Raw genomic sequence first — 20,417 nt, 5'->3', positions numbered from 1 at the left:
CTAGACTCCGCGCGTGCGCCCGCTCGCCGCAGTGCCTCCCGCCGTCGGCCTTGCCGTCGCGCTGGGAGTCGTCGTCCTCACCGGACAGGGCGGCGGCCCGACGAGTGTGGCGACGCCCGCGGTGCCGGAGGAGATGGCGGGCTACTCGCACCTGACCGGGTCGGTGTCGTCCTCGCCGCCCGGACCTGTCGTCGCGCTGTGGCAGCACGGCTACGGCGTCGAGTTCCTCGACTTCCCGCAGGCGGTCGTGCTGGGCGCGGACGGCGCCAGCTATCGCCGCGTCGACGTGGCCGAGGAGCGCGCCGGCGGCGAGACCCAGGGCGACCCGGCGCCGATGCTGCTCTCGCCCGACGGCACCCGGGTGGCGGTCGGCGACCACGACGTCGACCGTCCTGACGTCGTCGTCGTCGACCTGCGCACGGGCGCGACGACCCGCCACGCCCTCCCCGCCGGCCGCAGCGTGGTGCCGGTGGCGTGGTCCGCGGACGGCAAGACGCTGGCGAGCCTGGTGTCCGACGAAGCGACGAACCCCTACTCCGGAGGGCGGATCACCGGCGACATCGCCCTGCTGGACCTCCCCGACGACGCGGCGCAGGTGCTCGGGCTCGACCGGTCGTCCACCGGGGCGGCGTTCTCGCCCGACGGCTCGGAGATCGCGGTCGAGCAGTCAGGCGCGGTCACCGTCGTGGACCTGCAGGACGGCGGCCAGCGCGACCTGGAGGTCCACGGGGTGCTGGCCGGGCCCGCCGCCTGGTCGCCCGACGGCCGGCTGCTCGCCGTCACGAGGACGGAGCCGGTCGCGGCGCCGCCGGGCGTCGACGCGCCGGGCATCCCGACCGGGCTGGCCTTCGTCGACGCGACCGGGCGCGGCGGCGACGTACCGGATCCCCTGCGGCTCGACCTCACCGGGCCGGGGCGCGTGCTGGGCTGGGCCGGGCCCGAGGCGGTGCTCACGGTGGTCGCGGTCGAGGGCACGGACTCGTGCTGCGGGCACGACCAGCAGACGCTCTCCGTGGTACCGCTCGACGGCGCCCAGCCGCGCACCCTGATGCGGATGTCCGACCTGGCGTCCTTCGGCGTCGGTCGCTTCCAGCTCGCCTCGTCGCTCGCCGCGACCCTCGAGGTCGTCGATCCCGACGCCGTGGACCGCGGCCCGTGGCCGTGGCTGCTCCGGGGAGTGCTCGCCGTCGCAACGGGCCTCCTGGCGTGGATGCTCGTCCGGGCCGTGGTCCGGCGACGCGCGCGCTAGTCCGGACCTGCCCCGACGACCCGGCGCACCTCGGTGAGGTCGAGGTCGTAGGGACCGATGCGGGTGAGCACCCAGGAGGCATCCCGGTCCCTCCAGGCTGCGGGGTCCTGCCCGGGCTGCAGGTCGACGACCAGGTCGAAGCCCGGCCTCGGCTCGTGTGCGGCGAGGTCGGTGGCGACGGTGTCGAGGTCGGCCGGACCGTCCAGTCCGATGACGAAGAACCCGTCGTACGACGCCGCGCGCCGCAGCGGGGCCCGGTTGCCGAAGCGTCCGGCCAGCCAGATCGGCACCGGGGGCGCCGGGAGGAAGCGGGCGCCGCGAGCGACCTGGTGCTCACCCGCGTGGTCGACGGTCTCGCCGGCCAGGAGACCCGTGAGCACGGCGAGCCCCTCGTCGAGGATCCGGCCGCGCACCCGGGGGTCCGGCTCGTCGCCGAAGGCGCTGAACTCCCCCACCCAGTCGTCCCCCAGCCCCAGGCCGAGCACGAAGCGCCCGCCCGACAGGACGGCCAGGCTCGCGGCCTGACGGGCCAGGACCTGGGGCCGTCGACGGGGCAGCGGGGTGACCATGGGGCCGAGCAGCAGCCGTTCGGTGCGCATGGCGATCGCGGCGCAGCACGTCCACGGGTCCGCGATCGCGGCCACCCGGTCGCCGTACTGCAGGTGGTCCCAGACGAAGAAGCCGTCCCACCCGGCGGCCTCGGCCTCGGCGGCGAGGTCACCGACCAGCCGTGGGTCTGCCAACGCGTCGAAGGGGGCGACGAAGAGGCCGCGGCGGGTGGTCATGGCGCCATTCGAGCACGCGGGGGCGTGGCGTCCGTCAGCCGCCGTGGTCCCGGGGCTCAGGCGGATGCGCCGCCCACCCGCCGAGCCAGGACGCCAGCGTGACCTCCGAGGTCCACGGACGCAGGCCGGTGGCCAGCGGCGGGCCCTCGGGCGCGAGGTCGGGCCGCCCCCACCGCGCGGCTCGGCGCAGCAGCCGCAGGTCCTGCACCTCGCCGCAGCCGTCGGCGAGCGGGCGACGCCCGGTGGTCCCGTCGAGGCCGTCGAGGAGCGACGTCCACGCCCAGGCGTCCCCGACGAGGCCGCGGCGCAGCTCGAGGTGCACGCGCGCCGTGGACGGCAGCGCCGAGTCCGCCGGCACGACGCGCGGGTCGGGGCCGACCATCCGGCGGTGCGCGTCGGACAGGCGTACGACGGCGCGCGGGAGCGCCGCGAGCAGCGAGTCGACCGTGACGAGGAGCTCCGTGTCGGCGAGGTGCGGGGCGCAGGTCACCACCACGTCCGCGGGTCCTCGCAGCAGCCCGCGCCAGGCGGTGACGGGGGCGGCGCCGCGGTCGGCGACGGCGACGGTCTCGGCGAGGAGGGCGTCCGGGTCGCGGGTGCGGGCGCCGGCGTCCGGTCCGTCGTGCCAGGCGACGGCGTCGCGCCGGTGCGCCAGCAGGCCACCCGCGGTCCACGACCGGTGGGCGAAGTCCCAGTCCTCTCCCCCATAGCTGGAGAAGGTCGCGTCGAAGCCGCCGACCTCGTCCCACCACCACCGGCTGCACGCGAGCACGGCGCTGATGACGAACCGGTGGCTGCTGCCGTCGGCGTCCAGCAGGTCGCGGCTGGCGTCGTACGCCTCGCGGAGCCAGGCCGGCTCGGGCAGCTCCAACGGTGGCGCGACCTCCTCGATCGCGTGGTCCGGCGAGGTGCCGGCGAGGTCGGCGTGCCGGCGCCGACCCACGACGAGGGCCTCGGGGAGGGCCTCGGGGAGGGCGACCATGCGCTCGACGAAGTGCGGCTCGGGGACGGTGTCGGCGTCGAGCAGCACCAACAGGTCACCGCTGCTCGCCGCCACGCCGAGGTTGCGGGCGGCCGCCGCGCGGAAGCCGTCGTCGTGCTGGCGCACCACACGCACGCCCGGCGGGACCGCGGGCGCCCGCGCCGACCCGTCGTCGGCCACCACGACCTCGTCCGGCCGGCGGGTCTGCCGACGCAGGGCCGCGAGCGTGCGGTCGAGCTCGGCCTGCTGCTCGAAGTGGGTGACCACGACGGACACGCGGCGGCCAGGCGCCTGCCCGGGCGCTCCCTCGGGCGCGAGGTCCCAGCGGTTGCCGGGCACGCTCGAGCCCCACGGCGGCGCCGTCACCGCACCGACGCCCACCACGCCCGGTAGGCCGTGACGGTCTCGTCCAGCCCCGGACCGAGGCCGGCGCCCGGGGCGGTCCAGGTCGACGCCGGCCGGCGCAGCGCGGCGTCGAGGCGCGGCACGAGGGTGGCGTCGTCGAAGAGGCTGAGGGTGCCGGGGCGCAGCGCGGCCATCTCGCGCGCGTAGGCGCCGTCGCGCACGAGGGGACGCCGGCCCGCGGCGATCCACGAGTTCAGGCTGCCCGAGGCGGACACGTTGCGATGCGCGGTCACCCCGACCGTCACGCTGCGCAGGGCGCGGACGAGGTCGTCGTCCGGCACCCGCCCGGAGACCTCCACCGGCACGCCGCGCTCCCGACCGGAGCGCACCAGCGACTCCAGCTCGTCGACGTGCCCCGGCGCCGCGTCGCCCAGCACGCGCACGGACGCCATGATGCCGGCCCGTCTCAGGGCGGCGACCGCGCGGACCACCTGGCGGTGGCCCTTGCCGGGGTAGACGAAGCCGAACACGCCGACCACCGGTCGCGTCGCGACCCCCTCGGCCGCGCGGGGGCGGGGCACCTCGACCACGGCCGGCCCCTCGACGGGCAGCGGGATGACGGTGCCCCGGGCGCCGGGCGCGCTCCAGCGGTCGACGAGCGCGTGCTCGTGCCAGGAGTTGGTGGCCCAGGCCCGGCTGGCGCGCACGATCCGGCCGTACGCCGCCGCTCGCCCCGGGAAGCCCGGCCCGTCGGTCGGCTGCGGGACGTCGTGCAACGTCACCGTGAGGCGTGCTCGCCGCGCCAGCTGCTCGACGGCCTCCGCCGCGGCCGCCGGCTCCCGTCCGAACAGCCGGTCGGTCAGGTGCACGTGCACCGCCGCCCCCGGCTCGACGTCGCGGACGTCGCGGACCACCGGTGCTCCGGCCGCGGCGGCCACCTCGCCGGCGTACCGGGTCACGCCGTGGGTGTCGGAGCCGAGCAGCAGGTGGTGGGGCGTCGCGAGGTCGATCGCGAGGCGTGGGTCGGCGGGGTGCAGCACCTCGCCATCCTCACCACCTTCGACAGACCCGTGCTCCCCCGAAGGTGGGGGATCACGGTGGGGGTCGTCACAGGGGGTCAGGAGCGGGCGCTCAGGACCCGGCCAGCCTCTTCTGGAAGTCGCCCAGGCGGGCGACGGGCACGAAGCCGAGGGCCTCGTTGACGCCGATCATGTGGCTGTTGACCTCGGCGTTGTAGGTCGTCAGCCGGGTGATGTCGGGGCGCTCGCGCTGGAGCAGGCGGAGGTTGGCCACCTTCACCGCCACGCCGAGCCGGTGCCCGCGGTGCGCGCGATGGACGAGCGTGCCCCACTGGTAGGCCCGGCCGGGCTCGTGGATCGTCGTGGCGAGGTCGGAGTAGGCCACCACCTCGCCCGTGGCCGACAGGGCGACCGTGTTGTGCTTGGTCCGGCCCTGCCGGGCGAGCGTCTCCTCGCGCTCGCGCACCGCCTCGGTGCTCACCGCCTCCGGCTCGAGCTCGAGGTCGCCGGTGGGTGCCTCGGTCGCCAGCGTCGAGGTGATCTCGGCCCAGCCCTGCAGCAGGTCGTCGGGCACCGGACCGGTCCACGAGCGCAGCGTGTACGCCGCGTGCGCGCGGGCCGCGTCGTCGGCGAGCCCGGCGAGCAGGCCGTCGTCGACCGGCAGCCGGAGCTCGCGCTGCACCTCGGCGAGCGCGAGGTCGAAGCCGCGTGCCCGGGCGAACTCCGGGCCCGACGCGCCCCTGCCGTCCGAGCCGGCGTCGTGGGGCCACGACGAGAGGCCGGTGAGCACGCGGCGCCCGCGGGAGCGCGCCTCGTCCTCGAGGAGCGCCAGCAGGGCCGTGCCGACGCCCCGGCGCCGGCGCGCGGGGAGGACGTGGACGTCGAGCTCGCCCAGCTCGAGGTTGTCCAGGAGGGGCGTCCGCATCCAGCCGGCCCCGACCGTCTCCCCGTCCACGGCGGCCGACCAGGCGCCCGACCAGCTGTGGCTCCCGCCAGCCCGCATCGTCGCCCGCAGCTCCTCCAGCTGCCACGGCGTCGCCACCTCGCCCAGCTCGTGCCGCGCGGAGACGTCGTAGACGTGGTGCCAGGCGGCGAAGGCGGCGTCGTCGGACGGGTCGACCGGTGTGATCTCCAGGCTCATCGCGCGCGTGACACCCGGCCCTCGTCCCAGACCGGGCCGTCGGACTCGTAGACCTCGCCGTCGGCGCCGTAGACCAGGAAGCGGTCGAAGCCGCGGGCGAACCACCGGTCGTGCGTCACTGCGAGCACGGTGCCGTCGAAGGCCTCGAGGCCTGCCTCCAGCGCCTCGGCGGACTGCACGTCGAGGTTGTCGGTGGGCTCGTCGAGGAGCAGCAGGGTCGCACCCGACAGCTCGAGCAGCAGGATCTGGAACCGAGCCTGCTGGCCGCCGCTGAGCGACTCGAACCTCTGCTCGCCGGCGTGCGCCAGCTCGTAGCGGTCGAGCACCCGGCTGGCGGCCTCGCGACCCATCCCGTCGCGGTGGTCGTCGCCGCGGTGCAGGATCTCCAGCAGGGTGCGCCCGACGAGCTCGGGGTGCTCGTGGGTCTGCACGAACCAGCCCGGCCGCACCCGCGCCCCCAGCTTGGCGCTGCCGGTGTGCGCCACCGGCGCCGGAGGGGAGCCGACGGGCTGGTGCTCGATGTCAGGATCGCTGCCGCCGGCGGCGAGGAGCCGCAGGAAGTGCGACTTGCCGGAGCCGTTGGAGCCGAGCACCGCCACCCGCTCGCCGTACCAGACCTCGAGGTCGAACGGCTTCATCAGGTTGGTCAGCTCGAGGTCGGTGCAGACGACGGCGCGCTTGCCGGTGCGCCCGCCCTTGAGCCGCATCTTCACCTGCTGCTCGCGCGGCTGCTCGGTCGGCGGCCCGGCCTCCTCGAACTTCTTCAGCCGGGTCTGCGCCGCCTGGTAGCGGCTGGCCATGTCGGAGTTGTAGGCCGCCTTCTGCTTGTACATCAGCATCTGGGCGCGCAGCTTGGCGTACTCCTCGTCCCAGCGGCGACGCAGCTCCTCGAAGCGCTGGAAGCGCTCGGCGCGGGCCTGGTGATAGCTGGCGAAGCCGCCCGGGTGGGTCCACACCAGGTTGCCGGCACTGCCCAGCTCGACCGTCACGATGCGGGTGGCGGTGTTGGCGAGCAGCTCGCGGTCGTGGCTGATGAACAGGATCGTCTTGGGCGACTCACGGATCCGCTCCTCCAGCCAGATCTTGCCGGGGACGTCGAGGTAGTTGTCCGGCTCGTCGAGCAGCAGTACCTGGTCGGGGCCCTGCAGCAGGTACTCCAGGACGAGCCGCTTCTGCTCGCCGCCCGACAGGGTCGTGAGCGCGCGGTACTTGGCGCGGTCGTAGGGCAGCCCCATCGCCGCGGTGGTGACCTTGTCCCAGACCACCTCGAGGTCGTAGCCGCCGACGTCGCCGTAGTGCCCCAGCGCCTCGGCGTAGGCCATCTGCACCGGCTCGCTGTCGTCGTCCATGAGCCGCAGCTCCTGCGCGGCCACCTCCTCGGCCCAGCGGCGTACGTCGACCGGCGCGACGGAGAGCAGCAGGTCGGCGACCGTCTCGTCGGCTCCTCCGTGGCCGACGAACTGGCGCATGACCCCCAGCCCTCCGGATCGCGTGACGACGCCGGCATGGGGCTTGAGGTCGCCCGTGACGATGCGCAGCAGCGTGGTCTTGCCCGCGCCGTTGGCACCGACCAGCGCGACCTTCTGCCCGTCGCCGACGCGGAAGCTGACGTCGTCGAGCAGCACCCGCCCGTCCGGCAGCTCGTAGCGCACTCCGGCGACATCCACGTGACCCACGGGAGGATTCTCGCGCCTCCCCCGCCTCCGCGTCGCATGGTTATCGCGCCGCGGGCGTATCGAGACCCGCACACCCTCTGGTTCCTCGTTGGTCGAGTAGCCCGCGAGGTACGAGTGGGCGTATCGAGACCCGCACACCCGCCGCCCTCGCTGGTCGAGTAGCCCGCGAGGAACGAGCGGGCGTATCGAGACCCGCACACCCTCTGGTTCCTCGTTGGTCGAGTAGCCCGCGAGGAACGAGCGGCCGTATCGAGACCCCGGGACCCGCTGGTCGAGTAGCCCGTGAGGAACGAGCGGGCGTATCGAGATCCCCCGTACGCCGCTGGTCGAGTAGCCCGCGAGGTACGAGCGGGCGTATCGAGACCCCTGCACCCACCGCCCTCGCTGGCCGAGAACGGACGAAGTCCCGTCACGAAACCAGTCCGAGAGGTCGCCCAGCGACCGTCCACACGCGGGCCGTTTCCGGGGGCGACCGTTGTCGGTGGTCGCGCGTAGAATCGAACACATGATCGAAGTGCTGGCAGGGCCCGGAGCAGGTGAGGTGCAGGACCTCACCGCCCGTGACCTGCTCACTGCGATCCGCGACCGGCGCCGCGACGAAGAGCGAGCAGCAGCCGACCAGCTCCTCCTCGCCGCTCAGTGGGCCGACCTGCACCCGCCGGAGTCGATCTACGACGCAGCCGTGTTCTCGATCCCCGCGGGCGGTCGGGAGCACGAAGAGCCCATCGCGGGTGAGGGATGCCCCCTGGTGGCGGAGTTCTGCGTCGCCGAGCTCGGCGGCGTCCTCGGGATCTCGACGACGGCGGCGAAGAAGCTCATCGGCCACGCCCTCGAGCTGCGCCACCGCCTGCCACGCCTGTGGGCGCAGGTGCACGCCGGCCGCGTCCCGGCGTGGCGGGCCCGGCTGGTCGCGGAGACCACCATCCACTCCACGCCGTCGCTGACGCGGGAGGCGGTCGGGTTCGTCGACGCCCAGGTCGCGGCCGTGGCGGGGAAGGTCGGCCCCGCCCAGCTCGACCGGCTGGTCGCCGGGGCGATCAAGCGGTTCGACCTCGCCGAGCCGGACCCGACTGCGGACCGGGAGGACGGCTGGCTCCACGTCGACCCCCGCCACGCCAGCATCGACACCCAGGACGTGCACTACGCCGGCACGATGCGGATGGAGGCCGAGCTCGGCATCGCCGACGCCCTCGACGTCGACCGCGCCCTGGCCCACGGTGCGGCCACGTTGAAGGCACTGGGCTCCAAGGAGTCGCTGAACGTCCGACGCGCGAAGGCCCTCGGCGACCTGGCCCGCACCCAGACCGCCCTCGACCTCCACACCCAAGGCGCCACCGCGGCCAAGACCACCGACACCAGCACGGACCCCGACACCAGCACCGACAGCGACACGGGCGCCGACCCGCAGCGCTTGCCGGCCGCGCGGGAGGTCGTGCTCCACGCCCACTTCGACGCCAACCTGTCCGGCGACCAGACCGTGTTCGGTCCCACCGGACGCATGGAGGAGGGCCAGCGGCTGGTCCTGCTGGACCAGATCAAGTCCTGGTGTGCCGACTCCCGGACCAGGGTCACCATCAAGCCGCTCATCGACCTCAACACCCAGCTGGCGACCGACGCCTACCAGGTGCCGGACAAGATGCGCGAGCAGGTGATTCTCCGCGACCGCACCTGCGTCTTCCCGTGGTGCACCCGCCCCGCGCGGCGAGCCGACATCGACCACATCATCCCCCACGACCCCGACGCGCAAGCCGAAGGCCGGCCCCAACCCGGACCCACCGCCACGTGGAACCTGGCCTGCCTGTGCCGGTTCCACCACCGGTTGAAGACACACTCGGCCTGGCGATACGACATGGTCGCGCCAGGGACCTTCGAGTGGACCAGCCCCCACGGGCACCGCTACCGCCGCGACCACACCGGCACGAGCTCGATCGACCCACCGATCACGAGGTCGGCCGACCCGCCGGACCCGCCCGGCATCCCGCGACCCCGCCGACGATGACCCCGCCGACGATGACCCCGCCGACGATGACCCCGCCGACGATGACCCCGCCGACGATGACCCCGCCCCGCACCCCGCCACCCACCAGGTCGCGGGGCCACAGGCACGTCTGACCGACCTGTTCGACTGCCGCCGTCACAGCGTCCGGCTAGCCACCTTCACGGCGTGCCACTGAGCACCTGCGACGGTCAGCACGGACGCGTGGTGGGCATTGTTCGCAGGCGTCCTGGAAGGGGTCGCCTCGGTATTGGCACGAAAGCCGGAGGGGCTCGTCGTCAGCGCTGGGCGCGGCGACGGCACGCGGACCATGGTCGAGATCGTGATGTCTCCCGAGGAGTGGGACGACGTCGTCTCGATGATGTGGGGTTCGGCGCCCGGGTGGGCATCACGCCTGGTCGTGCCACACGACCTCGAGGTCGTCAGTGACCACGAGCTCGTCGCGCTCGCACACAGGCCGGTCGGCGAAGTCGTGTTCGACGATCACCGCGCCAGCGGCGTCGAGCACCTCGAACGAACCGTCCCCGGCCACGAGGCACTGACGCTCGCGATCGGGGAACTGGGTGTCGAACCGGAAGACCGGGTCCAGCGCTCGGTCCATCAGCAGACGGCCGGCGCCGTCGAGGACGTGGATCCTCAGGTCGTCGCGCCCCGTCTCGTTGCGGAGCAGGGCCGTGCCGTCATCGCTCGCCTCGAAGCCGCACGCGGACAGGCATGCGGCCAGCGCGAGCGCGGCGGCCAGGTGGCGGGGAGAGGTCACCGGTCCATCCTCCCGCCGAGCCCGCCCACGACGCGGCGCTTCCGGAGAACGACGCGACGCTTCCAGGAGACACCGAGAGCGCAGCCCCGGACCACTGGTCCAGACCAGCATTAGGGTGCTGGCCATGGCTGAGACGACCACCGGCACGACCGAGCAGACGACCGCCCCGCGCTGGAGGATCATCGGGCCCGGTCTCGTCGTCGCCGCGACGGGAGTCGGCGCGGCCGACCTCGTCGCGACGCTGATCGCGGGCCAGAAGTTCGGCTACACCCTGCTGTGGTGCGTGGTCGTCGGCTGCCTGATGAAGATCGTGCTCGTGGAGGGCGCCGGGCGCTACTCGCTCTCCACCGGGCGCACCATCTTCGAGGGCTGGCGTTCGCTGGGCGCGTGGACGACGTGGTACTTCGCGCCGTACATCGTGATCTGGGGCTTCGTCTACGGCGCCGCCGCGATGGCCGGCACCGGCCTCGCCCTGGCCGGCCTGACGGGCGTCCTGTCGACCACGTGGTGGGGCATCCTCTCCGGCCTGCTCGGCCTGGTGCTCGTGTGGACCGGGCGCTACAGCGTCTTCGAGAAGGTGCTCGCCGCGCTGGTCGGCATCATGTTCGTCACGATGGTGGGCGCCGCGCTGCTGACCCTGCCCAACCTCGGCGAGCTGCTCACCGGACTGGCGCCGCGCATCCCCGAGGACGGCCTGGTCAACACGCTCGCGCTCGCCGGCGGCGTCGGCGGCACCATCACCCTCGCGGCCTACGGCTACTGGCTGCGCGAGAAGGGGTGGAGCACCCCGGCCTACATGCGGGTCATGCGCATCGACAACACCGTGGCCTACGTCGTCACCGGCATCTTCGTCCTCGCCACCCTGGTGGTCGGCGCCGAGCTGCTCTACTCGACCAGCGTGGCCATCGAGACCGGCGACGCCGGGCTCCTCGACCTGGGTGTCGTGCTGCAGGAGCGCTACGGCGAGTGGGCCGGCAAGCTCTTCCTGGTCGGCTTCTGGGCCGCCGCGATGTCGTCGCTGGTCGGCGTGTGGAACGGCGTCAGCCTGATGTTCGCCGACTTCATGACCAACGTGACCGGCGGCGAGGAGCGCGACGCCCGCGCCGGCGGCAAGTGGTACCGCGTCTACATCCTGTGGCTGACCTTCCCGCCGATGGTGATGATGTTCCTCGGCAAGCCGGTCTGGCTGATCCTCGCCTACGGCGTCCTCGGAGCGTTCTTCATGCCGTTCCTCGCGGTCACGCTGCTGTGGCTGCTCAACACCGACCGCACCCCGGCCGAGTGGCGCAACAAGCTGCACTCCAACGTGCTCATGGTGATCATCGCGCTCGCCTTCGTCGCCCTCTGCGTTAACGAGGTCCGCAAGGCCGTCAGCGGGGCATGACACCGCCCCCGGCCCGTCGGGGTCGGGGGCGGTGTCAGGCACCGTGCGGTGGTGATGCGGATCAGCCGGAGATGATCTCCGCGAGGTCCTCCTCGAACAGCTCGATCACGCGCTCCGCCGGGAGCACGAGGCTGCGCGGCTGCGCGGCGGCCGCCAGGTCGGCGCCCCAGTCCGCAGCGCGCTCGCGCTGCAGCGGGGTGCCGTGGTGACCCGGGCTGGCGAAGGAGCAGTCGCCGACGGTGTAGAAGCTGAGCAGCGCGTCGGTCACCCGCTTGCTGTTCAGCGCCAGCCCCCGCTTGTGCGTGGCGTAGTAGGACGCCATGGCGTCGGCCATCAGCTCGGTGCGACGCGTCGCCTCGGCTGGGTCGGACGGTCCGTTGTCGAAGGTGCCGAGCTCGAACTGGACGTGGTGGGCGAACTCGTGGGCCATGATCACGCGCGGCCCCACGTCACCGAGACCGATGGCGTCGTACGCCGCCAGGATGCCGTCACCGAAGACCAGCTTGTCGGGGAGCGCGGCGATGATCGGGTCCGTCTCGCCCTCGGCCGAGAAGGCGTACGCGTTGAGCGTCCAGAGCGGGTTGTCCTGGAATGCCGCGTCCTGCGCCTGCATGAACGTCGCCACCGTCTGCGCCTCTGTGGCGATCGCCGCGTCACTCATGAAGGGCAGCTCGCCGGTGTCGACCATCGCCTCGAGGGTCCGCGCGATGCGGGTGGCGTCGAGGAGCGAGTCGCTGTGCATCGCCATCAGCTGGATGTCGTCGGACTCGATGTCCCAGAACCGCTGCAGGTCGCGGTAGGTGTTGCGCAGCTGGGCCGCGTGCGAGTCGAGTGCGTAGTCCGGGTCGCCGGCGGTGCCGAAGAACAGCGCGTCGTAGGTCGGCACCGCGAGAAGCGCGTCCTGGTGGGCGACGAGGAACGCGAACTGGACGTCCGACATGTCCGCGAACAGCTGGTCGATGTAACCGTCGAGGAGCGTCGCACCGCACTCGCTCGGCGCCACTGCGCCCTCGAGTGCGTCCTTCGCAGGCAGCTCGACAAGGGAGCGCTCGGACTGTGGGGCGATGCTCGGCGCGGGGGCCGCGGTGGCGGCAGTCCCGACGAGGCCGAGCGGTAGGAGGGTCCCGGCGACGAACGCCGCGGACCACTGGAGGGTTCTCTTCACAGGGTCTCCTTGAGGGTGCCCGGTCGCACGGGCGCGGCCGAGTGGAACAGTTGTCCGCCTCACGGTAGGTCCGGCGGCGCGGCGGCGATACCCCTCAGAGGGCGAACACCGGTCTCAGGCCCCGGTCGGGTGCCTGACCCAGACGTTGGGCTCGACGTAGGTCGCCGTGCCGTGCTCGGCGTCGCACATCACCGGCGCCAGCGCACCTGGTACGACGACGGGGCCGGTCGTGTCGAACGGCAGACCGGTCCACTCGCGCCACTCCTCGACCGTGCCGGGGATGACCATGGACCGCGGGGCCACGCGGTCGATGCGCCCGCCTGCCCGGACGTGCACGCGCAGCCACGGGTCGACCGGCAGCCCGTCCTCGCGGGTGCGGAGGGCGTACGCCGCCATCGGCTCGTGGACGTCCGTCTTGCCGTTGGGCCGCACGGGCGCGAGCAGCTCGGAGAAGCCGAGCCGTCCCGCGTTGTCGCGCAGGGCGGCGACGATGCGTCCCGACAGGCCGGCACCCTGCAGGCCGGGCTCGATGGCGATCTCGACGGCGGACACGGCGTCGGGCTCCTCGCCGTGGAGCGCGGCGAGCAGCCCGCTGCGGATCGCGAAGTCCCACCCGGCGTCGGGGAGCTCGTCACCGTCGAGCCGGAAGGGCACGGAGTGGGCCTTGGCGACCTGGCGCCCCGTCTCGTCGAGGCACACCAGGACGAACTCGGCGAAGTGCTGCAGCGAGGCGTAGTAGCCGTTGCCGATGGGGTCGTGCGTCATGAACTCCGGCCACGAGGTCTCCATGTCCCAGAACGTGTCCATGAGGTCGGGACGCTCGGTGAGGGTGACGAACTCGAGGTGCATGGCGCCATCCTGACCGAGCCGGTCCGGCGGCGCCCGGGGTTTTCAGAGCCGCTCGGCCACCCGCCGCGCGGCGATCTGCAGGACCTCCCAGGTGGTCGAGAAGGGCGGCGCGTAGGACAGGTCCATCCAGGCCAGGTCGTCGACCGAGCCCTCGGCCCACAGCACGGCGGCCGCGGTGTCGATGCGCTTGCCGGCGCCGTGCCCGCCCACCACCTGCACGCCGAGCAACCGCCGGGTGGTGCGGTCGGCCATCACCCAGATCGCGATCGGCTCCGCCTCGGGCATGTAGCCGGCGGCGGTCGTGCCCTCGGTGACCAGCGCGACCGGGTCGAACCCGGCAGTCTCCGCGTCGGCACGGGACAACCCGGTGCGGGCGATCTCGAGGTGGACGCCGCACGCGGAGAAGCGGGTGATGGACGTGTCGACCATCCCGTCGAACGACAGGTCGCCGCCCCCCAGGCTGTCGCCGAGCGCGCGGCCGTGCTTGGCGGCGTGGGTGCCGAGCGGCCGGAAGACCCACTGGTCGTCGATCCGCCGCCGCACCTCGCAGCAGTCCCCCGCCGCCCAGACGTGGTCGGCCACCCGACCGTGGGGGTCGGGCCGCAACGCCCCGTTGTCGGCCATCTCGAGACCGCTCCCGGCGAGGAAGTCCGTCGCCGGGCGCACGCCGACCGCCACCACGACGAGGTCCGCCTCCCGCGAGCCGCCCTCCCAGTGCACCCCGGTCACCCGGTCGCCGTCGAGCTCGAGGCCGGTCACCTCGGCGCCGAGCACCAGCTCCACCCCGGCGTCGACGAGGCCGGTGTTGACCAGGTCGGACATCTCGTCCTCGAGCATGCCCATGCCGCGCGTGCGGGTCAGGACGGTGACGCCGAAGCCCTGCTCCAGCGCCGCCTCGGCGACCTCGACGCCGATGTAGCCCGCGCCCACGACGACCACGTGCGCGCCGGGGCCGACGCGCGTGAAGCTGCGCACCCAGGCGGCACCGTCGTCGAGCGTCTTGACCACGCCCACGCCGTCGTACGACGTCCCGTCCGCGCGCAGCGCCCAGTCGGGCACCACCGCCGGGGCGCCGGTCGCGACCACGAGGTCGTCGTAGCCCAGCACCTCCCCCGCGGACGTCGTCACCGTCCGCCCCGCCAGGTCGGCCGCGACCACCGTCGTGCCCAGGCGCAGGTCGATCCCGGCGTCGCGGTGCTGGTCTGCGGTGCGGGCGACGAGGTCGTCGCCGCTGCCGACGTCGCCGGCCATCCAGTAGGGGATGCCGCACGCGCTGTAGGACGTGTGGTCGCTCGACTCCAGGGCGGTGATCGCGAGGGCCTCGCCGCGTCGAGCGGCGGTGCGCAGCGCCTGGTGAGCCGCCGACATGCCGGCGGCGTCCGCGCCCACCACGACGACCCGTCGCGGGCTCGTCATTCCTCGGTCTGCTTCGCCCAGAGGTTGACCCCCGAGTCGACGGCGAAGCGGTCGATCTCGGCCAGCTCGGCCTCGGTGAGCGGCGGCGCGGCGAGCGCGTCGAGGTTGGTGTCGAGCTGCTCCACGCTCGAGGCGCCGATCACCGCGCTCGTCACGCGGTCGTCGCGGAGCACCCACTGGAGCGCCAGCTGGGCGAGCTTCTGGCCACGTCCCTCGGCGATCGCGTTGAGCGACCGCACCCGCTGGAGCGTCTCGTCGTCGAGGCCGGTGATCGTCGAGCCGTCGCGGGCGGCGCGGGAGTCCTCCGGGACGCCGTCGAGGTAGCGGTCGGTGAGCAGGCCCTGGGCGAGCGCCGTGAACACGATGCAGCCCATCCCCTGCTCCTCCAGCTCGTCGAGCAGCCCGCCCTCGATCCAGCGGTTGAGCATCGAGTAGGACGGCTGGTGGATCAGCAGCGGCGTGCCGAGCTCGCGCGCGATGGTGGCCGCCTCCCGCGTCCGCTCCGGGGAGTACGACGAGATGCCGGCGTAGAGCGCCCGCCCCGACCGCACCGCGGTGTCCAGCGCCATCATCGTCTCCTCGACCGGCGTCTCGGCGTCGAAGCGGTGGCTGTAGAAGATGTCGACGTAGTCGAGGCCCATCCGCGCCAGCGACTGGTCGAGCGAGGCCAGGACGTACTTCCGCGACCCACCGCCCTGTCCGTAGGGGCCCGGCCACATGTCGTAGCCCGCCTTGGTGGAGATCACCAGCTCGTCGCGGTAGGGCTTGAAGTCGTCGGCGAGGTAGCGGCCGAAGTTCTCCTCCGCGCGGCCGTAGGGCGGGCCGTAGTTGTTGGCGAGGTCGAAGTGCGTGACACCGCGGTCGAACGCGCGCCTCAGGATCGCCCGCTGCGTCTCCTCGGGACGGTCGGTGCCGAAGTTCTGCCACAACCCCAGGGAGAGCGCCGGCAGCCGGAGGCCGCTGCGACCGGTCCTGCGGTAGGGCATCCCGGTCGTGTCGTCGTACCTGTCGGGCGCTGCGTCGTAGGCCATGCCGCACATCCTGCCCGGTCGGGTGTCGGGGCCACGCCCGGGCTGGACCGGGGTGATACCGGATGGCCCCAAAGGGGGGCGCGCGCGTCTACTGGACGCATGACCTCCTCGCTGCGCGGCACCGCCTTCCGGCTCGCGCTGACGACCGCTCGGCGGGTGCCCTACGTGCGCCGGGTGCCGTCGAGCATCCGGTTCCCGCTGCAGCGCGACGGGATCCACCCGGTCGCACGACTGGCGACGACGCGCGAGGCCGGCGAGGTGGTGCGCTTCGCGAGCCTGCTGGGCACCCGGATCTGGCTGGTCACGGGCTACGACGCCGCTCGCGCCGTGCTGGCCGACGCCGACGCCTTCGCCAACGACGTGCGCGACATCATCGGCCGCCAGGACCGGTCACCGGCCGAGCGCATCGGCGGGCTCGGGATGACCGACCAGCCCGACCACGGACGCCTGCGTGGCGTGCTCACGCCGTGGTTCACCCGCCGCCGGCTGGCGGCCCTCCAGCCCGACATCGACCGCGTCGTCGAGGCCGCGCTCGACGACATGGCCGCCCACGGGCCGGTGGTCGACCTCGTCGAGCGGTTCGGCTTCCAGGTCCCCTTCGGGGTCATCTGCGACCTGCTCGGCATGCCCGAGGTCGACCGGGACGCGTTCCGGCGCCACGGTGCCGCCCGGTTCGACCTGCGCGACGCGGGCGGCGGCATCTTCGACACTGCCACCGGCACCCGGCAGTTCCTCATCGACCTCGTCGCGTCCGAACGCCGCAGCCCGCACCTGCCCGACGGACTGGTGGCCCGGCTGGTCGCCGACCACGGCGACGACTTCGACGACGTCGAGCTGGGCGGCCTCGCCGACGGCGTCTTCCTCGGCGGCTACGAGACCAGCGCCAGCATGCTCTCGCTCGGCACCTGGGTCCTGCTCCAGCACCCGGAGTCCTGGGACGCGCTGCGTCGCGGCGAGGCCGCGGACGTCGACCGGGTGGTCGAGGAGCTCCTGCGCTTCGTGTGCCCGGTCCAGATGGCGTTCCCCCGGATCGCGCGCCACGCGGTCGCGGTCGGCGACCAGGTCGTCGAGCCGGGCGACATCGTCCTCGTCTCGCTGACCGGCGCCGAGCGCGACCCGTCCCACCGCGTCGACCCCGAGATGTTCGACCCCACCTCCGCCAGGTCCGCCGGCACCCTCGCCTTCGGCCACGGGCTGCACCGGTGCGTGGGCGCCGAGCTGGCCCGGATGGAGCTGCGCACCGCCCTCGTCGCGCTGGCCCGTCGCTTCCCCGACCTCGCGCTCGCCTGCGACCCCGACGAGCTGCGGTTCACCGAGCTGGCCATCGTCCACGGGGTCGAGGCACTGCCGGTCCGGCTGGGATGAGGCCGACCACCTGCTGCGTACGGTGGAGCGGTGGGAAGAACCGTCGCCCTCCTCGCCGCGGCCGTCGTCGCGGTGGTGTCGGGCTGCTCGGGCGAGGGCACCCCGCGGCCGGGCGACGCCTCGGCGGACACGCCCCGCGAGCGTCGTACGACGAGCGCCCCCGCCGGGACGCCCACGAGCCCGCCCAGCCCCACGTCGTCGCCGACCGAGCAGCCCACCGAACAGCCGACCGAACAGCCCACCGAGGAGCCCGCTGAGGCGGTCCCCGAGCCGCGTCGCTCGTTCGTGACGGTGCCCGCGATCGGCCTGCGCGACTTCCCCGTCGTGCGCTACCGCGGGTCGCCCGACGACGCTCCGGGCACGGCGCTGCAGAACGCCGGCGAGATGGCCTCGCCGCGTGGACCGAGCGGTGGCGCGGGCCCCGGCGAGGTCGGCAACTTCATCGTCACCGGCCACCGGCTGACCGGGACCGCTCCCCTGCGCTACTCGCCCTCACTGGGCCGCGGTGACCGGATCCTCGTCCGCTCCGGCGACACCGTGTTCGTCTACGAGGTACGACGCACGCGGTGGACCTCGTTCCGCGAGCCGGCCTCCCTCCGGGCGCAGCGCGCCGAGGTGCCCGGACGTCCGGGACGGGAGGCCACCCAGCCGATGATCACCCTCTCCACCTGCGCGACGCTCGAGGACCACGCCAACGGCAACTACTGGTCCGACGAGTTCGACAACCCGGAGCACCGCATCGACAAGATCGGCGTCCTGGTCGGCACGCGGCCGGCCTGACGAAATCCCGTTGCCGGTCCCGCCCGGCGCGGGGTTGGATGCGCGCCATGGCCACCACGACGGAGCTCAGCGACCGGTGGCGCGACCCCGGCTTCCTCGACGCCGCGCACGCGTGGATCGCCGCCCGGCTCGCCGAGCGCGGCCGCTCGGTCGCCGGAGCGGTCGAGCAGCCGCACGTCACGGACTGGTCGACCGTGATGCGGGTGCCGACCGACGACGGGCCGGTCTGGTTCAAGGCCAACGACGACACGATGCGCCACGAGGCCGCCGTGACGGCACTCATCGCGCCGCTGTCCGCCGGACGGGTGCCGATGCCGCTGGCCGGCGACCCGCGCACCGGCTGGCTGCTGCTCGCGGACGCCGGGCCACGCCTGCGCGACGTCATCCCCCGCGAGCGCAGCCTCGAGCGGTGGCACGACGTGCTGGAGGCGTACGCCCGGATCCAGCTCGCGTGCGAGGACGAGGTCGACGCGCTCCTGGCCGCCGGGCTGCCCGACCGGCGACTTCCCACGCTGCCCGCCGCCTACGCCGACCTCCTCGCGCAGCTCGACGACGCCGACCCGCGCCTCCCGGACGCCGGCGCGATCGACGACCTCTGCGCCCGGCTGGCGTCGTACGGCATCCGCGAGACCGTCCAGCACGACGACCTCCACGACGGGCAGGTCTTCCTCGGCAGCGGCGTGCACCAGGTGCTCGACTGGGGCGACGCCTGCGTCTCCCACCCCTTCTTCACCCTCGCGGTCACGCTCGAGGGCGTGGTGGCGTGGGGTGTCGACGACGAGGAGGGGTCCGAGGACCTCGAGCCGCACCTGGCGGCGTACCTCCGCCCCTACGAGGAGCGGTACGCCGGCGACCTGCGCGAGGCGGCCCGGCTGGCGATGCGCCTGGGCTGGGTCTGCCGCGCGGTCAACGGCCACCTCCCGCACGACCCCGGCCAGACCCACACCCGGCTGCGGATGTTCCTCGACGGCCGGCCCTAGGCCGGCGCCTCGGCCCGCCTGGTCTCCAGGACGCGGAAACCCTTGCTGCTCGCCAGGCGCTCGGTCGGCCAGCCCTGCTCGGTCAACCACCGCTGCAGCGAGTCGGCACCGAGGTTCTTGCCCACGACCATGACCATCCGCCCACCGGGAGCGAGCCGCGGCAGCCAGGTCAGCAGCAGCTCGTGCAGCGCCTCCTTGCCGATGCGGATGGGCGGGTTGGACCAGATCTCGTCGAAGACCTGGTTGCCCGGCACCTGCTCGGGCAGGCAGGCGACGAAGCGGGAGTCGAGGCCGGCGGCGCGCGCGTTGTCGTTGGCCAGCAGCAGGGCGCGCTCGTTGACGTCGACGCCGGTCACGTTGGCCAGGGGGACGGCCTTCGCGATCGCCAGCCCGATCACGCCGTAGCCGCAGCCGAGGTCGAGGAACTGGCCCTGCACCGGCGGCTCGAGCTCCTTGAAGAGCACCGCCGTGGCGTGGTCGAGGTGACCGCGGCTGAAGACCCCCGACCCGGTGTCGAAGGTCAGCTGGTGCCCCCACAGGTCTGCGGTGAAGCTCTCCCGCTCGAAGGGCACCGCGGGGTCGGCGGAGAAGTAGTGCTCAGGCATCGATCGCCTCTCGTCGGGCTCGGGCTCGCTCGGCCTGGGCGGCCAGCTCGTCGTCGTCGGGGTAGCCGACCTCCTCCAGCGTGAGGCCGTGGGCGTGCACCACGCGCACGCCCTGGTCGCGCCGCCGACCGGCCAGCACCTCGGCCGGCCAGCCGGTGGGCCGCCGCCCCTCCCCGACCGCGATGAGGCAGCCGACCAGCGCACGCACCATGTTGTGGCAGAAGGCGTCGGCGCGGACGGTGCCGACCACCAGGCCGGCGTCGTCGCGCCGCCAGTCGAGGTCGAGCAGGGTGCGGACGGTGGTCGCCCCCTCCCGCTGCTTGCAGAAGGACGCGAAGTCGCGGAGACCGACCAGCGGCGTCGACGCCTCGTTCATCGCGTCCAGGTCGAGGCGACGACCCCAGGTCAGCACGTGACCACGGACCAGCGGGTCGGCCAGCTCCGGCGCGTCGGCGATGCGGTAGGCGTAGCGCCGCCAGGTCGCGGAGAACCGGGCGTCGAACCCCTCCGGGGCCTCCACCACCCGTCGTACGCGCAGGTCGGGCGGCAGGATCCCGTCGACGCGCCGCGCGAGCGCCTCCAGCGGCGGGGCGGCGGATCGTCCCGCCGCGGCGATCACCAGGTCGCGGTCGACGTCGACGTGCGCCACCTGTCCACGCGCGTGCACGCCGGCGTCGGTGCGACCGGCCACGGCCACCCGCACCTCCGGCACACGCAGGGCGGTGGCCAGCGCGGCCTCGAGCGTGCCCTGGACCGTACGACGTCCCGGCTGGGCGGCCCAGCCGGAGAACTCGGTGCCGTCGTAGGCACAGTCGATCCGGAGGCGCACGAGAGCGATCCTAGGCCGCGACCACCACGGTTCGAGCCGCGGCCCGGCTTTGTTCAACCA

18 protein-coding genes are annotated in these 20,417 nt (G+C 73.6%); 6 read left to right on the top strand and 12 right to left on the bottom strand.

The window, feature by feature from the left end:
* Positions 1 to 13: 13 nt before the first annotated feature.
* Positions 14 to 1,249, top strand: coding sequence for a WD40 repeat domain-containing protein (locus tag NCI01_RS16495; protein WP_254182579.1), 1,236 nt, complete (start codon positions 14 to 16; stop codon positions 1,247 to 1,249).
* On the opposite strand, the gene NCI01_RS16490 is transcribed toward NCI01_RS16495, so the two are convergent.
* The 5 genes from NCI01_RS16490 to NCI01_RS16470 all read right to left on the bottom strand — a co-directional run bounded on the left by NCI01_RS16490 (position 1,246) and on the right by NCI01_RS16470 (position 7,197).
* Positions 1,246 to 2,034 (bottom strand): LLM class flavin-dependent oxidoreductase, encoded by a 789-nt coding sequence (locus tag NCI01_RS16490; RefSeq protein WP_254182578.1) that lies wholly within the window; start codon positions 2,032 to 2,034, stop codon positions 1,246 to 1,248. The two genes, NCI01_RS16495 and NCI01_RS16490, sit on opposite strands and share 4 nt — an antisense overlap.
* A gap of 34 nt (positions 2,035 to 2,068) precedes the next feature.
* The gene (locus tag NCI01_RS16485) at positions 2,069 to 3,355 is read right to left on the bottom strand and encodes a glycosyltransferase (protein ID WP_254182577.1); all 1,287 of its coding nucleotides are present in this window, start codon (positions 3,353 to 3,355) and stop codon (positions 2,069 to 2,071) included.
* A 23-nt stretch (positions 3,356 to 3,378) separates the two neighbouring features.
* On the bottom strand, positions 3,379 to 4,401 hold the full coding sequence (locus NCI01_RS16480; RefSeq protein ID WP_254182576.1) for a glycosyltransferase family protein: 1,023 nt from the start codon (positions 4,399 to 4,401) through the stop codon (positions 3,379 to 3,381).
* Between the two features lie 91 nt (positions 4,402 to 4,492).
* Positions 4,493 to 5,521 carry a GNAT family N-acetyltransferase gene (locus tag NCI01_RS16475; protein ID WP_254182575.1) on the bottom strand — a complete coding sequence of 343 codons (1,029 nt, stop codon included), beginning with the start codon at positions 5,519 to 5,521 and terminating at the stop codon, positions 4,493 to 4,495.
* A complete protein-coding gene (locus NCI01_RS16470) occupies positions 5,518 to 7,197 on the bottom strand; it encodes an ABC-F family ATP-binding cassette domain-containing protein (protein ID WP_254182574.1) in 1,680 nt (559 codons plus the stop codon). Before NCI01_RS16470 ends, NCI01_RS16475 begins: the two co-directional genes overlap by 4 nt.
* Positions 7,198 to 7,702: 505 nt before the next feature.
* Here NCI01_RS16470 and NCI01_RS16465 point away from each other — a divergent pair.
* Positions 7,703 to 9,196: an HNH endonuclease signature motif containing protein gene (locus NCI01_RS16465; RefSeq protein WP_254182573.1), complete on the top strand. Its 1,494-nt coding sequence runs from the start codon at positions 7,703 to 7,705 to the stop codon at positions 9,194 to 9,196.
* A gap of 385 nt (positions 9,197 to 9,581) precedes the next feature.
* Here NCI01_RS16465 and NCI01_RS16460 read toward each other — a convergent pair whose 3' ends face one another.
* Complete coding sequence (locus NCI01_RS16460; RefSeq protein WP_254182572.1) at positions 9,582 to 9,953, bottom strand: hypothetical protein; 372 nt, start codon at positions 9,951 to 9,953, stop codon at positions 9,582 to 9,584.
* A gap of 124 nt (positions 9,954 to 10,077) precedes the next feature.
* Between NCI01_RS16460 and NCI01_RS16455 the strand changes: the two genes are divergently transcribed.
* Positions 10,078 to 11,337 carry an Nramp family divalent metal transporter gene (locus NCI01_RS16455; protein WP_254182571.1) on the top strand — a complete coding sequence of 420 codons (1,260 nt, stop codon included), beginning with the start codon at positions 10,078 to 10,080 and terminating at the stop codon, positions 11,335 to 11,337.
* Between the two features lie 61 nt (positions 11,338 to 11,398).
* Here the strand turns inward: NCI01_RS16455 and NCI01_RS16450 are convergent, their stop codons facing one another.
* From NCI01_RS16450 to mgrA, 4 genes are all read right to left on the bottom strand, one after another.
* Positions 11,399 to 12,502 carry a neutral zinc metallopeptidase gene (locus NCI01_RS16450; protein ID WP_254182570.1) on the bottom strand — a complete coding sequence of 368 codons (1,104 nt, stop codon included), beginning with the start codon at positions 12,500 to 12,502 and terminating at the stop codon, positions 11,399 to 11,401.
* Between the two features lie 114 nt (positions 12,503 to 12,616).
* On the bottom strand, positions 12,617 to 13,351 hold the full coding sequence (locus NCI01_RS16445; RefSeq protein ID WP_254182569.1) for an N-acetyltransferase: 735 nt from the start codon (positions 13,349 to 13,351) through the stop codon (positions 12,617 to 12,619).
* Between the two features lie 42 nt (positions 13,352 to 13,393).
* Positions 13,394 to 14,767 carry an FAD-dependent oxidoreductase gene (locus NCI01_RS16440; RefSeq protein ID WP_254182568.1) on the bottom strand — a complete coding sequence of 458 codons (1,374 nt, stop codon included), beginning with the start codon at positions 14,765 to 14,767 and terminating at the stop codon, positions 13,394 to 13,396.
* Positions 14,764 to 15,798, bottom strand: a complete 1,035-nt coding sequence (gene mgrA, locus NCI01_RS16435) for an L-glyceraldehyde 3-phosphate reductase (protein WP_254182567.1) — start codon at positions 15,796 to 15,798, stop codon at positions 14,764 to 14,766. Before mgrA ends, NCI01_RS16440 begins: the two co-directional genes overlap by 4 nt.
* Before the next feature lie 99 nt (positions 15,799 to 15,897).
* On the opposite strand from mgrA, the gene NCI01_RS16430 reads away from it, so the two are divergent.
* Genes NCI01_RS16430 through NCI01_RS16420 form a run of 3 tightly spaced genes read left to right on the top strand, consistent with a single transcriptional unit; the run spans position 15,898 to position 18,923 of the window.
* Positions 15,898 to 17,163 carry a cytochrome P450 gene (locus NCI01_RS16430; protein ID WP_254182566.1) on the top strand — a complete coding sequence of 422 codons (1,266 nt, stop codon included), beginning with the start codon at positions 15,898 to 15,900 and terminating at the stop codon, positions 17,161 to 17,163.
* Between the two features lie 30 nt (positions 17,164 to 17,193).
* Complete coding sequence (locus tag NCI01_RS22815; RefSeq protein WP_254182565.1) at positions 17,194 to 17,943, top strand: class E sortase; 750 nt, start codon at positions 17,194 to 17,196, stop codon at positions 17,941 to 17,943.
* 47 nt (positions 17,944 to 17,990) lie between these two features.
* Positions 17,991 to 18,923: an aminoglycoside phosphotransferase family protein gene (locus NCI01_RS16420; protein WP_254182564.1), complete on the top strand. Its 933-nt coding sequence runs from the start codon at positions 17,991 to 17,993 to the stop codon at positions 18,921 to 18,923.
* On the opposite strand, the gene NCI01_RS16415 is transcribed toward NCI01_RS16420, so the two are convergent.
* A complete protein-coding gene (locus tag NCI01_RS16415; RefSeq protein WP_254182563.1) occupies positions 18,920 to 19,528 on the bottom strand; it encodes a class I SAM-dependent methyltransferase in 609 nt (202 codons plus the stop codon). The genes NCI01_RS16420 and NCI01_RS16415 overlap by 4 nt on opposite strands.
* Entirely contained in the window at positions 19,521 to 20,357 is an 837-nt protein-coding gene (gene truA / locus NCI01_RS16410) for a tRNA pseudouridine(38-40) synthase TruA (protein WP_254182562.1), read from the bottom strand. The genes NCI01_RS16415 and truA overlap by 8 nt, the downstream gene beginning before the upstream one ends.
* Positions 20,358 to 20,417: the final 60 nt, after the last annotated feature.

The organism is Nocardioides pinisoli (assembly GCF_024199985.1).
GTDB classification, from domain to species: Bacteria; Actinomycetota; Actinomycetes; order Propionibacteriales; family Nocardioidaceae; genus Nocardioides; species Nocardioides pinisoli.
This window is presented reverse-complemented; position numbering and strand designations above follow the sequence as displayed.

Excerpts from the sequence above, each read along its gene's own strand:
- NCI01_RS16420 (WP_254182564.1), top strand. The coding sequence starts at position 17,991 with ATGGCCACCACGACGGAGCTCAGCGACCGGTGGCGCGACCCCGGCTTC.
- NCI01_RS16475 (WP_254182575.1), bottom strand. The coding sequence starts at position 5,521 with ATGAGCCTGGAGATCACACCGGTCGACCCGTCCGACGACGCCGCCTTC.
- NCI01_RS16490 (WP_254182578.1), bottom strand. The coding sequence starts at position 2,034 with ATGACCACCCGCCGCGGCCTCTTCGTCGCCCCCTTCGACGCGTTGGCA.
- NCI01_RS16445 (WP_254182569.1), bottom strand. The coding sequence starts at position 13,351 with ATGCACCTCGAGTTCGTCACCCTCACCGAGCGTCCCGACCTCATGGAC.
- NCI01_RS16415 (WP_254182563.1), bottom strand. The coding sequence starts at position 19,528 with ATGCCTGAGCACTACTTCTCCGCCGACCCCGCGGTGCCCTTCGAGCGG.
- mgrA (WP_254182567.1), bottom strand. The coding sequence starts at position 15,798 with ATGGCCTACGACGCAGCGCCCGACAGGTACGACGACACGACCGGGATG.
- NCI01_RS16430 (WP_254182566.1), top strand. The coding sequence starts at position 15,898 with ATGACCTCCTCGCTGCGCGGCACCGCCTTCCGGCTCGCGCTGACGACC.
- NCI01_RS16465 (WP_254182573.1), top strand. The coding sequence starts at position 7,703 with ATGATCGAAGTGCTGGCAGGGCCCGGAGCAGGTGAGGTGCAGGACCTC.
- NCI01_RS16440 (WP_254182568.1), bottom strand. The coding sequence starts at position 14,767 with ATGACGAGCCCGCGACGGGTCGTCGTGGTGGGCGCGGACGCCGCCGGC.
- NCI01_RS16455 (WP_254182571.1), top strand. The coding sequence starts at position 10,078 with ATGGCTGAGACGACCACCGGCACGACCGAGCAGACGACCGCCCCGCGC.